The sequence below is a fragment of the Planctomicrobium aquicomposti genome (genome assembly GCF_051466325.1).
In the GTDB taxonomy this organism is placed as follows: Bacteria; Planctomycetota; Planctomycetia; order Planctomycetales; family Planctomycetaceae; genus Planctomicrobium.
On the sequence record NZ_CP195792.1, the window covers coordinates 1,308,754 to 1,321,284 of the forward strand.

10 protein-coding genes are annotated in these 12,531 nt (G+C 60.3%); 4 read left to right on the forward strand and 6 right to left on the reverse strand.

From position 1 onward, the window contains the following. Window positions 1-65: 65 nt before the first annotated feature. The 4 genes from scpB to SH664x_RS04995 form a co-directional block, all read right to left on the reverse strand. Complete coding sequence (gene scpB, locus SH664x_RS04980; RefSeq protein WP_437205565.1) at window positions 66-917, reverse strand: SMC-Scp complex subunit ScpB; 852 nt, start codon at window positions 915-917, stop codon at window positions 66-68. Window positions 918-1,008: 91 nt separating this feature from the next. Next, the gene (locus SH664x_RS04985) at window positions 1,009-2,220 is read right to left on the reverse strand and encodes a hypothetical protein (RefSeq protein WP_437205567.1); all 1,212 of its coding nucleotides are present in this window, start codon (window positions 2,218-2,220) and stop codon (window positions 1,009-1,011) included. Between the two features lie 101 nt (window positions 2,221-2,321). Next, complete coding sequence (locus SH664x_RS04990) at window positions 2,322-2,825, reverse strand: NUDIX hydrolase (protein WP_437205569.1); 504 nt, start codon at window positions 2,823-2,825, stop codon at window positions 2,322-2,324. Window positions 2,826-2,982: 157 nt separating this feature from the next. After that, window positions 2,983-5,745, reverse strand: coding sequence for a hypothetical protein (locus SH664x_RS04995; protein ID WP_437205571.1), 2,763 nt, complete (start codon window positions 5,743-5,745; stop codon window positions 2,983-2,985). 253 nt (window positions 5,746-5,998) lie between these two features. Here SH664x_RS04995 and SH664x_RS05000 point away from each other — a divergent pair, with 253 nt between their 5' ends. Beyond that, window positions 5,999-6,307, forward strand: coding sequence for a transcriptional regulator (locus tag SH664x_RS05000; protein WP_437205572.1), 309 nt, complete (start codon window positions 5,999-6,001; stop codon window positions 6,305-6,307). A gap of 9 nt (window positions 6,308-6,316) precedes the next feature. Here SH664x_RS05000 and SH664x_RS05005 read toward each other — a convergent pair whose 3' ends face one another. Continuing rightward, window positions 6,317-7,135, reverse strand: a complete 819-nt coding sequence (locus SH664x_RS05005; protein ID WP_437205573.1) for a DUF1573 domain-containing protein — start codon at window positions 7,133-7,135, stop codon at window positions 6,317-6,319. Between the two features lie 167 nt (window positions 7,136-7,302). Here SH664x_RS05005 and SH664x_RS05010 point away from each other — a divergent pair, with 167 nt between their 5' ends. From SH664x_RS05010 to SH664x_RS05020, 3 genes are all read left to right on the forward strand, one after another. Beyond that, window positions 7,303-7,512 (forward strand): hypothetical protein, encoded by a 210-nt coding sequence (locus tag SH664x_RS05010; RefSeq protein ID WP_437205574.1) that lies wholly within the window; start codon window positions 7,303-7,305, stop codon window positions 7,510-7,512. 148 nt (window positions 7,513-7,660) lie between these two features. After that, the gene (locus SH664x_RS05015; RefSeq protein ID WP_437205576.1) at window positions 7,661-8,149 is read left to right on the forward strand and encodes a hypothetical protein; all 489 of its coding nucleotides are present in this window, start codon (window positions 7,661-7,663) and stop codon (window positions 8,147-8,149) included. A gap of 163 nt (window positions 8,150-8,312) precedes the next feature. Further along, window positions 8,313-9,503, forward strand: coding sequence for a class I SAM-dependent methyltransferase (locus tag SH664x_RS05020; RefSeq protein WP_437205578.1), 1,191 nt, complete (start codon window positions 8,313-8,315; stop codon window positions 9,501-9,503). 252 nt (window positions 9,504-9,755) lie between these two features. Here SH664x_RS05020 and SH664x_RS05025 read toward each other — a convergent pair whose 3' ends face one another. Beyond that, window positions 9,756-12,479 (reverse strand): O-antigen ligase family protein, encoded by a 2,724-nt coding sequence (locus SH664x_RS05025; RefSeq protein ID WP_437205579.1) that lies wholly within the window; start codon window positions 12,477-12,479, stop codon window positions 9,756-9,758. Window positions 12,480-12,531: the final 52 nt, after the last annotated feature.

Here is a 12,531-nt window from a genome sequence, read left to right on the forward strand (position 1 = left end):
TCGACTCTTCATGCCGATGAAGAAATTGTCTCTGCAGAAGTAAGCCAGGAGGCGGGATTCCAAGTCTACCTGAAGCTGAAGTCCCCCGCCTGCGGCAAGTCGTAGAGCGAGTTCAGACCGAACAGCTCCAGAAACCGCTGGGTTGTCCGATAGCATTCGCCGGTTTCCGCATCGCGTTTCAGCACGACCAGTTCACGACGAAGCAGCTGCCGCAGGATCGTGGGGACGTTCTGTCGGCCGGTCGCTTCGATTTCCTCCCGGGTCACCGGTTGCTGATACGCGATAAACGCCAGAATCTCCAGTGCCTCCTGGCCCAGTTTGACCTCTTTCGGACCTTGTCCGTAAACCTTGCGGCGGACCGGTTCAAACTCCTCCCGCAGCTGCAGTTTGTAGCCCCCCTCAACGAGACGGATCTCATAAGGGCGACCTTCCGAGTTGTAGCGCGCGTTCAGGGTGGCGAGGAACTCTTCGACCTGCTGCGCGTTGGCTCCGCTCCCCAGTACTTCCGTGATCTTTTTGACGGGGAGAGGAGTTCCTCCGACGAACAAAAACGCTTCCACCACCTCCAGCGCGCTGATCGGACGAGGTTCGGCTGAAGAGGAAGCTGTGAGGAGTTCGGGCCCGGCGACCGACGCTGCTGGCGGGTGGGATTCAGCAACTGCGGCGATGCGATCGGGGGGGGGCGTCCGCTCATCGACGATGGTGGTGCTTGTGGGCGATGGTTCGAGCGGGGACGACTCCGGCTCTGGCTCCGGGACAAAGTCTTCCGGCAACAGTGCCTCGGCGGCCTCTGCAGTTTCGAGGGCGCGGAGATAGGCCGCCTCGATCTCATCCAGAGACAGCAGGACATCCTCATCGGCCGCTTCTGCAGTCTCTTCCACGGATGCCGGAATGTTTTCCGGCGCAGCGACCGTCACCCGAAATGGTTGTTCGGCTGTGGATTCAAGCGGCTCGGGTTTTCGTCCAAAAGAGAACATAAATGAGGATGCGATCGATCGCGGCAGAGGTTCAACGGGATTGCCGATTCAGCAACTGCGGTGAGGCGTTGGCAGGCCACGGATCGCTGGGAGCGGGAGCGGAAAACGGGATCGGCGCCGGGACTCCCGAATTTCCAGAAGGGACCTGAGCAGGAGGTTGTGCAAGAGTGGCCGGCGGACCTTGCATCGCCTGCAGGACAAATCTCGCGAGGCTTTGTGCGTAGAGGTCATTCCCCCGGGCATTGAGCTTGCCGGAGTCGTTGTAGAACAACGAACGGGGATCGCTTGTGCTCAGGAAGTCGGACAGGGCATTCTGCACCGGAATCAGTTGATCCAGCTCCGTCTTTTGCAGAAGCGCTTTCAGATCTGCTTCCAGATCGGAGGGTTGCTTCTGAGGTTCGGCCCCCAGCAGGGAATTCGAAGGTGCAATCGAGATCAGCAGCTGTCCAAAACTGGCGGTCACCAGTTGTTGCAGGGGGACAACCGGAGCCAGCGAGGCGGGTGAACGTGAACTGATGGGGCGGGGGACGGCCGCCCGGTCGAACCCGGCCACGCTGCCGAGTTTCCTCGTCAGATAGTCGACAGTCAGAAACTCGCAGCAGACCGCGTCGGGAATGTCATAGCCCTGTGCCGAGAGTCGCGGATGAGCGGCGTAAGCGGGCTGTCGGGCATCATCAAGCCGCAAGGCGCCCCGGCAAGGCTGGTCCGACATGAGGTCAGACTGGGCCAGACAGAGCAGCACCAGATCGGGTTGAGTGGTCGCCAGCTGATGGCGGAAGCGGAGCAGATTGATCAGCGGGCCCGCACCAGGGCATCCGGCATTCACAACGTCGAACGCTTGCGAACTGTTGCGGGAGAGGTGATGCGACAGCCGGGCCGGTACGGTGTGATCGTTGTCGGTTTCGCTTCCGAAAACGCTGTCTCCTCCCAGCACGAGAATCCGAAAGACTCCTCGCGGCTTGGGAACTACGACCGACGGTCCGCGCAGTCCCGCTTCATTGGTGCGAATGCGGATCGTTTCGCCGTTCTCAGCTGCACGCTGGATCTGGACCAGCGGCTTCACGTCGATCCAGGAGGAGGCACTCGGAACGGTCAGCTCGATGGACTCGTTGGCAGTCGTCGCGGCGATGCGCTGACGGAGTTGCCAGGCCCGGAGACCGACCTCCAGTGCGCAGACCCCGAGCCCCAGCAGCAGCACTGCCATGATGAGTCGGGACATGCCGCACAGGAGAAAGCGGATCATACACCCGCCGTTGGAACATTCGGTGTCCAGAGATGAGACTCAATCGAGTCCGCGAAACGGGCGGGACTTTATCCCAAGTCCCGAAAACAGCACAAGATGAGTCATCCCCCCCGGGCGGCCTGCCACTCCCGGAACAGCTCACGGAAGGGAGGCGTAAAGCGGTGCGGCTCCGAGAATAACATCTCGGCCACGAGCGCCGGCTGCAGCCAGGAGAGTTCAGCGATCTCTGCCGCATCAGGAACCGGAGGCGAATCCGAGGTGAGAAAGTAGAGAGCGGTGTGTTCGTAGGCTGTCGACGCGGATGCGGCGAGCTGGGAGATGTGGGTGAGCTCTCCTGCGAGCTGCAGCTCCTCGCGCAGTTCACGGACGGCCGCTTCCTGGTAGGTTTCTCCCGCATCGACATGACCTGAGGCGGAGGAGGTGAAGCAGCTGGGATACTGGTCCTTGGTCGTCGAGCGGAGTTGCAGCAGCAGGTCGCCGCGGGAATTCCAGACCCAGATGTGCACCGCCCGGTGAAGCAGGTTGCGGGCATGCACGACCGAGCGGGGGGCCTGTCCAATGACGCGGTCCTGCTCATCGCAGACATCAAACATTTCTTCGGACATTTCAATCCACCGCTGTTTCGAACAGGTCGCTTGTTCCGGTTCCATCGCAGCCAGAGTCTCGCGTGATCCATCACCGCACGCATGTTGCGGAAACGGGTGCAATCAAGACGGAGATTGCGCCCCTGCCATTTTCTGTATGCAGCAGGTTACTGACTCCTCAGGGGGCGAGGTTGTCGGTCAGCCGCCCTTCAGAAGGAGAGACGACCCGGATGCGCACATCGTCGAGATGCACCACTCCGGGCCCATTCAGCTCGAACCGGACCCGCAGCACGCCGTCGCTGGTGACCGGTCGAATCAGGCGGAATGCCTGCCAGCCATTTGTTCGCTCTTCATAACGCAGGGCCCCGGTCCGTCCGACGAGGGTCTCATAGATGTTGAAGTCATTTTCGATCCCGGAGAGATCGCGTGGCAGGCTGAACTCGCCAGTGATCAGCACGATCTGACCCGCCTTGACCGGAATTTCCGGACCGACAAGGGCGGCGGGTGTGCCGCGCGGGGCATTCGGCTTCACCATCATGGTGAGGTGCATTTTCCCTTCTGGTCCTCCCTCGGTCAGCAGCAGCGAGGCGTAGCGACTTTCGGGTGAATGATCTTTCCACGAGTCACGGAGGTCCTGTTCGTTTTCAAATCCGCCCGATGCCAGCAGGTTCGGAGAGATTTGTCGAGCGGTGCCGATTTCGTTCAGCAGGCGGTAGTGATCGGGCAGAGTCTGAAAGCTGACGGCTGCCAGGCTTGAAACCATCGAAGTCGCGGAACCGGTCGCGGTCTCCCAGTGGGCCCGTTGCAGCGACCGGAGATTCTGCATGGCACGCTGGCTGGCGATGCGGGCTTCGTTGGGGTTTTCGCGTGCCAACTCCTGTCGGGCCAGCTCGGTATCCGAGGTGGCGAGTCTCAGCCATTGATCGGCCTGGGGCAGCGCCGGAGCCAATCCCTGCAGCTCACGGTGAACGTCGGCCACCCTCGCGAGTTTCAGTTCGGCCAGGCGCACATAGGCCTCGGCTGCTTCTTTACGGAACATGCGGACCCGCCGTTGCAGCACGTCGGCATCGGAGGGACGCGAAGTAATGACGATAATCGACGACTGGTCAAAGTTCCGGAGATGCAGTTCGGTTCCCCCCGCCACCCGACTGATGGCGAGATTGGACTGGCCGACGCTGGTCGGCGTCACCTCCCAGGCCTGGGCGATGTCACCAATCCCGCGAACCAGGATTCGGGCATCTTTCGCGACCTGCGGCCCCGGCACGTACTGCGATCCCGGTTCGTTCCAGAGAGGGAGAATCATCAGGCCGAAGTCGGTGCGGAGGATGGTGGCCCGGACATGGCTGTTCTGCCCGGGGGCGATTTCTGCATGTGAGACCGGGTCGACTTTCGGATCCCAGCGGGAAGTCAGTGGAATGCTCCGGGCCGTTTTGTCCCGCAGGTCACCGCCCGTGTCGACGGGAATGGAGTCGACGACGCTCGCGGATGCGAGCCAAGGTTCCAGCAACCGACAATGCCATGAGAAAATCTGAATGGCGTAAGTCCGTTCTTTCAGCCCGGGCAGGTCGGTGTCGAGTGGAATGCGCTTCCAGAAACCAATCCCCTTGTATCCGGCTGCGATGGCGGCGTATCCCTGATGCAGGATCTGCTCCGGTTCAACGACCGGGATGGAATCATGCGGGCCCCGCTGGTCGAGCAGGGCATCGCTTGCTTCGGTCTGGACAAAGGTGAACATCGGTTTGCCGGGCAGAGAAAGATCGCGTCGGCCCCGCAACTGTTCAAAGTGTTCTGAGGTGGAGAGTGCCGTGTGGATGCCGAAGCGGCTGCAGCCCATCAGATCGATCCGGCGGTGGAACTCCCGCTCGGAACCCGAGACATCGGCGAGGATGGGGCGCCGGAATTTTCGATCGGCATCACGGATCTGATCGGCCAGTGCGGTGATGTAAGCGCGGTGCTCGGAGGGGATGTCGATGCCCAGCATCCAGGCCCAGACCTGCGCTGTGGAATCAGAGAATGTCGGGAGCGCTGCCCGCCCGAGTCCCACCGCTTCCAGACCGGGCATCGGCGGCTGCGCAATCGCTCCGATATCGATGTCACGCAAGGCCGTTAACAGCGCCTGATCTTCGTAGTCAGGAATCCAGAGCATGTTGACACCGGTTTTCCGGACATCTTCCAGACTCTCGCCATGATAGACGGTGAACAGTCCGAAAAAGGGTTCGCCCCGTTTCCGCAGTCGATCATCGGAAATCGTCAGTGCCGGAGGAACCACATTCTCCCGAGGGGTCATCTCCACGACGAGATTCTTTGGAGTGACGACGGGGCCGAACTGCAGATCATCCAGCTGAAGTATGGAGCCACCGGTCGGCAACTGAAAAGACAGAATCAGTTGATCGACATACAGCTCCCGCTCGTCAAGCAGATTCATGCCGCTGCTGGCGAGCTGCGCCCGCGCTCGAATCAGTCGATGCCGCACGCGGTCATCCGTCACAGGGCAGGTCAGTCGTTGCCAGTGGGCGGAAGGGGCGCAGCTGTCTCCGAACAGGTCGACCGCCAGCGGAATCCCTGTCTCGGGGTGGGCCTGATGGGGGAAGCGGATGCGTACTCCCAGCCTGACCCCCGCGCGATTGGAACGGACCCACAGGGAGGCGACCAGTTCGTCGAAGACGAGGGCATTGGGCACCGGAATCATCAGCCGCTGTTCCTGCACCTGCAGGGGTGATTCGAAAATCAGCAGTTCGCTCTTCGTGCCGGAATGGGGAGCGTCGTCATGCAGCTGATGCAGTTTGAGAAGTTCCCGCAAGGATGGGTTCGCGGGAACAGCGAGGACGTCTCCCACCTCGAAATCGTGCTGATGAATGGTGGTCTTGAGCTGCGCGATCGCAGGTGTCGCCAGCAGAAACGTCAAAACCAGCACAGCCAGCCCAGAGCGGATTCCACGCATGACCGAAAGGTTCGCGGTGGAATAATCGCTGTAATCGTTATCTTGAACGTCGCTTCGGGGTGTGAGAGCCAGAAATGCGAAGTTTTGCTGAGCGCTCTTGCGGGAGGTTGATGCGTTTTGGCAACATGCAGAAAGCGGACGAACGTTGCGATTTGGCAACGCGGCGAACTCTGGATTGTTGAATCCTGATGGACGGCCCCCCAAATTCCGCCGGACAGGCAAATCGTGGTGGACGGGGCGGAAGGTTGCACACATGGCCAATTTCACTCGATTTCCGGATGCGGGACCTGAAGAACTTCCCCGTGAACTCATGGAACTGGGGAAACGGATCGCCGCATTACCTGAACCTTTCTATCGCCAGCTTGAGCAGCCATATTCCCAAGTGGTGGATTGTGTTCGTCGTCGCCGTCGAATCCTGAATCTGGTGCAGGAGGCTCTTTCTCAGCTCCGACTGGATATCAAATACCTGATGTTTGATCTCGAAATTACCCGCCAAGAACGAGATGGACTGCGGGCCCAACTGGACGAGCTCGAGCAGGGAGATCGTGGCTCGAACTGGTGAGCCCTACTTTTAATTTGTGGGAGAGAGCACACCGCTCGCCTGCTGAATCGGTTGCCATTTTCCTTCGATCATCACCGGCACTTGGATCTTGGGATAGTTCACGTCATCGGTATGAATCGTGACGTCGGTGATGACCCGCCCCGGGGGCTGACCTTCCGCGACATGCACCTGAATCGGAATTTCCATCGCTCCGTCGGGTCGAACTTTTCTTTCCCCGATCACCGCTTCGAGATTCGGGCTGGAAGTGGTGACGTTGGTGATCTGCAGGTTCCTGCCCCGCTCATCGGTCACATGCAGGACTTTTGAACCCGCTTCTCCCTGCAGCTGGTAGAACGTCAATTGTCCGGGAGAGACTGTGACCTTGCGCTCGGGGATGATCAGATGGAAGGTCACGACCTGTTCCCGGGGCGTACCGTTGTCGTCGTAGTGGACGGCGACCGAATACGACTTGGGCCCCGGTTTTTCGTTCGCCGTTTTCACGGAGACGGTAAATTCGCCATTCTCCTGCGGCGCAAAGGTTTTCTTGCCTCCGGTCATCTTGGGAGCCAGACAGCCGCAACTGGCGTCCAGCTTGGTAATTGTCAGGGGGCCATTCCCGGAGTTGGTGAAGTTGAAGCGGGCCGGCACGGTTCCAATGGCGGGAACTTCGCGGAGGTTCACCGAGTATTGCTGCAACGCCAGCGCAGGGACGACCCTTTGATCGGCCAGCGGTCGGGGAGTGGGAATTCTTTCGGTGCACATGACCGCGGCGAGGCTGGGAAGCGCAACACAGGTCGCGAGCGCCAGCGATCGGAATTGCTGCCAAAGGTCACTGTTCTGTCCGTCCATGGGTCAACTTTCATTCGGACCGACTGCCCGTCCCGGCTCGTGACGGCACGATCTGCATGGAGAACAGGGATGCAGTCGCGACACACAGGCTGAGAGCGGCGAATTCCTCTGAAGAACCGTCCCGGTTCCCTGCAGCGTTGTACGGGAAAATTGGGATTTCTGGCAAGATGGCTTTGGGCATTCGCGAGGTCGCGACCCGTCGCGCTCCGCACGCCAAAGACGGCTGGCTGATCTCCTGCAAATCGTTTAAGATGCAGAGGATGCAACACTTTGAGGAAGGGGCGTTTGCCGTAGGGCACTGGCTCCGTCAGCCCCGCCACAACGGTGGAACGGACCTCCCGGGGACCTGTGACGATTTCCCCGCCTGTCGGCTTTGAGGGGAGGCTGTCGGGATCGGGAACTCGCAGCCGAGCCGCTTCCGCAAAATGTGTTGCCGATCAGACTCACCCTGCAGCCCGATTGAATTGCTCCCCCAAGGAAGCAACGACCGCAGACGTCCAAAACAGGATCGAGGAGACCGATTCGATGCAGACCAACATGACCGACCGCCGGATCACCTGGCTCGCTGCCGGAGCCCTGCTGGGAATGGCGATCTCGTACTACTGCCCGACTGAGCCGGCCTATGCGGAGACCGCATCGTCCAACACCAAGTTTGCGATGTGTACTGCCCAGACCCTGCTGGCGAACAGCGAAGCGGTCTTCATTCTGGACGGCGTGACCGGTCGTTTGTTCGGTGCGGCGTTCAATACCGCTTCCGGGACCTTCGCCCAGAGTTACGGTCGGAACCTCGCACAGGATTTCCAGACGACTGGCAACGCCCAGTACGTCATGGTCTCAGGGTTTGCCCAGATGAACACAGTGGGGGGGGTGACGCCCGCGTCGTCCGCCATTTATGTGGGAGAGCTCAACTCGGGCAAAGTGATCATGTACGGCTTCCCGTACGCCAACGGCCGTCAGGGAACCTATGACCTTGTTCCGGTCGCCCAGTTCCCGTGGCGTCAGGCATCCCGGTAGAACAATTTGACTTCGGACCGGCCCGAAGTCGGGAGGTGGAGCGGTGCACTCTCGCAGACAATGCACGACCTGCGAGGGCGCTCGCAAGAGCAACCTGCTCCAGTTCCTTTTCGACATTTTCTCCGTGCTGATTTTTGAGCTCTGTCGCAAGTGAATCACCACCATGGACGATGAACTGGAGGTGATGCGCGAGCTGACGCAGCATCCCGAGTTATTGGAACTCGTGAAGCAGCACAGTGGCACTGAGCTGCAGCTGCAGTCGAAATTGCGCGAGCAATATCCGGCCGGAGTCGTGCGCGCCGCTGTCAGTCTGGTGGAGTTGCGGCAGCGGGGCCGGACGAAATTCAGCCGCGCCGAGGAGATGTGGTTCGATCGGACCGGTCTCGAGCAGTCGACGCCTGAAGCGGTCGCGCTGCATAAGGCTTTACGCTTCCAAAGCTGCACCGAGCCGGTCTTCGATCTGTGCAGCGGGATTGGTTCCGACACGGTGGCTCTGGCCCGACAGGGGCAGCGGGTCATTTCTGTCGATCTCTCCCCGGTTGCCAGCGCGCGGGCACAGAGGAACGCCGCCGTGTTTGGGGTGGCTGAACGGATCGAGTTTCGCGTGGGCGATGCGACCGAGCAGCCGGTGACCGGGGCCTTCGTCCACATCGATCCCGACCGCCGGGCAGGACGGCAGCGGGTGATTCGAATCGAGGATTATCAACCGTCGCTGGAATTTCTGGAACAGCTCATCGCCACCACACGGGGCGCGGCGATCAAGCTTTCCCCCGCGAGCAACTTCGGCGGGAAATTCACGGGCTGTGAAGTCGAGCTGATCAGCCTGCAGGGAGAGTGCAAAGAAGCGACCGTCTGGTCCGGCGAACTGGCGGGCCATGTCGCCATGCGTGCCACCGTTCTTCCCTCCGGTTTCACCCTAGGCGGCAATCCGTGGGAACATCGCTCCTCTGTCGGTTCGCTCGGCAGGTTCGTTTACGATCCTGATCCTGCGGTCGTCCGAGCAGGCCTGGTCGATGCGCTGGCGGAGCAGTTACAGCTGACCCGTCTCGATGACACGGAAGAGTATCTGACGTCGACCGAACTGGTCAGCAGTCCTGCGGTGCAGGCCTTCGAGGTCATTGCCAATCTGCCCAACAACGATCGGGAGATTCGCAATACTTTTCGCGATTTGCAGTTTGGTGAAGTCGAGATTAAATCCCGCCATGTGCCGACGGCCGCAGATGCGATCCGCAAGAAGCTGCCCCTGTCCGGCAAAGGGAAAGGTGTTCTGCTCTACGCCCGACTGGCGGGAAAGACCCGTGCGTTGATTGCCCGCCGGATTCAGTCCGAGGCGGAATCGGAGTCGCAGAGGTAACCCATTCCGTGTGTGAACTGGGAGGCGTTCGATCGCATTGGTACGGTTCGAGTGCCAGCAAGTTCTTGGGAGTACGCACCGTCGAAGAAAGCACTTCACCGCGCAGGACACGCTCAGAGGCTGCGAGGCTTTGAGGGCGGGCACACTTTCTTCTCGGAGTGTTCAGTGCCTCCGTGGTTCTATCCTGGTTTCAATACTCGCTCCGGCTCCCTGGAATCACGTCCATTCACTCGGACGAGTCTCCTGCCTGCTCTACCGGACGATCGATTCCTTCTTCCCCTCCGCTGTCATGGAAGAGGATTGATGCTCCGCTTTGACCACAGCCTGCTGCGCCATATTTCGCAGGTATTCGTGGTCGGGCTTACGACGGACGCACCACGTCAGGTGCTCGACCGCTTCAGGATAGGCCTGATTCTGGTACAGCCAGACTCCCAGCGTCTGATGAGCCTGATATGAGGAAGGGTTGGCCGCGACCGCTTCTTTGGCGGCCCGGTAGGCGTTCTTGCGATCACCCCGTTCCGCGAAGCAGGCATGGGCCAGCAGCCAGTGTCCTTCCGCGACGATCCCCTTCATTTTGATCGCCTCTTTGACACTCGCCTTGGCGAGAGCGTCGACGATCATCAGGTATCCGTTACGATCTTCGCTTTTCTGGTAAGCGACCTGCAGCTGTCGCAGACCTTTCTGGTCCAGTTCAAAGGTGTCGAGGAAGAACTTGGGGGCGACGTAAGTCGCGAGGTTCTCGATGATCTGGCCCCGATACTCGGCATCCTGCCGAAAAGCTTTCTGCCAGTAGGTAATCGCCGTCGACTGGGAACCGTCCAGCCAGAGCTGCGTCCCGAGTGCGAAGTTCGACCGGGCATCGTGCGGTCGCCCATAGACCGCCTGCTGGACCAGCGCCCGTTCCTGCTCTTCCGAGCCCCCTTCCAGCCAGACGAGTTCAGCGAGTTCCAGATAAGGTCGCGGCTGCAGCGGACATCCCTGCAAGGACGCGCGGAAGTGCTGGATCGCCGAGTTTAAATAATGACGATTCTTGCCGAGCACGCCCGGTTGATCGAGCCAGCGATTCATCTCCTCCGGATCCTGAAACGAAAGTCGGGCTGCTTCCCGGATCTGGCGGAGGGGCATGCTGGTCTCTGCCTGATTCTGTTCCAGCGTGAACCGGTGCAGACAGGCAATTCCGGCCTGCAGCTGCGCGCGGTGATTGTGAGGGTCGGCCTCGGCCGTGGCGATGGCCAGTTCGTCCCGCAGTTTCAAAAGGGTTTCCGAGGTATTGAATTCATCCTTGGAGTTGGCATTCTCGCGAGAGCGTTTGGACAACCGCTGGTATTCGTCCCAGAGCGGAGCAGCAGCCACTTCCGGCAGCTTCTGTTGCACCATCCAGCTTCCCAGTCCGAGGGTCACCGGAATCGCGCACAGCCAGGCCAGTCGTGACAGGCCGAACGTCGGCGCCGGAGGAAGCGCATCACGGGCGGTCGTTTCGGAGAACCGCATCAGGCTGATGCGCCACGCACAGATGGCATAGATGAGCACCAGATTGACGCAGGCCGGTACGTACCAGACGAAATCAAACAGGGAATGTCCCAGGCTGACGAGAATTCCGGCGAAGGCAACGGCAATCACCCCCGACGATTGCGAGGTGCTGGCGTTCCACAAGCCTTGAGCACACCACAGGAGAGTGATGAGCCACAGCAGGCCCACCAGACTGGCTCCGGCGATTCCGGTTTCCAGCGGAATCTGCAGAAATCCACTCTCGGCGTGCGAATACTCTGTTCCGTTATGAGGAATATTAAACCAGCGCCAATAGACCTCGCGGTGGCTGCCGAGTCCGGTGCCGACGACAGGAAAGTCGGCGATGCCGTCCAGGTTGGCCTGCCAGATATTGCGTCGGGCGCCGTCGCGGTCGAGCTTTTGCAGGTCATTGGAAGTCAGTTCTGCGAAGTTCTGCTCCACCATGCGTGATGCGAGATCTCCGAAGATCAGAGTTCCGCTCAGTGAGGCGGTCGCCAGCAAAAAGACAATGGCGACGGCCCGCGTTCCCAGCAAATTCTTGCGCCAGAGAACAAGGAGCGTGGTCATCACGCCGACGCTGCAGAAAATGATTCCGGAGCGTGACATCGAGAGAAGCAGTGCGAGTCCGGTAATGGCCAGACTGGCTCCCCAGAAGGCGACTCGGGCGGTCGCGGAACCGTTGGCCTGTGGAGCATTCAGCGGAGGAGCGGAACGACGGCGTTCATGGCGAAACTGCTGGCTTCCGAGCCCTTCCACCAGCAGGAGGAGCTGCGCGGGGATTGTCAGTGACAGATAGTGGGCAAAGTGGTTGGCATTGGTGAAGGCTCCCTTGGCCACCGAACTGGTGTCCGTCTGGGGATGCTCGTAAAACCAGAAGAATTTTCCATTGCTCAGCAGCAGTTGCACCAGTCCAAACGCTGCCATCGCCACGCCGCCGACCGCAATCAGACTCAGCACGTTCCGGAGGTCATCCAGTCGTCTCAGTCGCTGGGCGGCGACAAAGAACAGCTGGCAACAGGCAACCACCATCACCAGGTTGCTGAGGGTGTCGTACGGCGTGAAGCTGATACGGTTCCAAGTTCCGGGCAGTAACGAGGAGTTCTCCTCGTTCCAGATCGAAAGGATCTGCGGCATCTTCGGAGAGAGTGAGTTCAGCCAGTCGGGAGGGAGCGGGCAATACTGCAGGATGATCAGGCCGATCCCCAGCAGCATGACCGGCTCTGCCCCGGTGAATTTCCACCGGGCATCTCCGGCGCGTCCCTGGAACAGACACCAGAAAAACATCGTCAGCGTGGAGAGGACACACAGGATCAACTGTCCCAGCGGTGTCCGTCCCCCCATGCAGAAGGGAGCGACCACCAGCGACAGCGCGAGTCCGAGATCAACCGCCTTCAGCAGCAGGGGCTGATCGGCAAAAGACGTTCGCTCGGATTTCGATTTTCGGGAAGATGTGTTCCAGCCTGACATTGAGCGCTGCTCCTTCCGGCAGCTTCCGGACACGAACCGGAAATTGCCGCTC

Excerpts from the sequence above, each read along its gene's own strand:
- SH664x_RS05010 (WP_437205574.1), top strand. The coding sequence starts at position 7,303 with ATGGCTTTGGGCATTCGCGAGGTCGCGACCCGTCGCGCTCCGCACGCC.
- SH664x_RS04990 (WP_437205569.1), bottom strand. The coding sequence starts at position 2,825 with ATGTCCGAAGAAATGTTTGATGTCTGCGATGAGCAGGACCGCGTCATT.
- SH664x_RS05025 (WP_437205579.1), bottom strand. The coding sequence starts at position 12,479 with ATGTCAGGCTGGAACACATCTTCCCGAAAATCGAAATCCGAGCGAACG.
- SH664x_RS04985 (WP_437205567.1), bottom strand. The coding sequence starts at position 2,220 with ATGATCCGCTTTCTCCTGTGCGGCATGTCCCGACTCATCATGGCAGTG.
- SH664x_RS05005 (WP_437205573.1), bottom strand. The coding sequence starts at position 7,135 with ATGGACGGACAGAACAGTGACCTTTGGCAGCAATTCCGATCGCTGGCG.
- SH664x_RS04995 (WP_437205571.1), bottom strand. The coding sequence starts at position 5,745 with ATGCGTGGAATCCGCTCTGGGCTGGCTGTGCTGGTTTTGACGTTTCTG.
- SH664x_RS05000 (WP_437205572.1), top strand. The coding sequence starts at position 5,999 with ATGGCCAATTTCACTCGATTTCCGGATGCGGGACCTGAAGAACTTCCC.
- SH664x_RS05015 (WP_437205576.1), top strand. The coding sequence starts at position 7,661 with ATGCAGACCAACATGACCGACCGCCGGATCACCTGGCTCGCTGCCGGA.
- SH664x_RS05020 (WP_437205578.1), top strand. The coding sequence starts at position 8,313 with ATGGACGATGAACTGGAGGTGATGCGCGAGCTGACGCAGCATCCCGAG.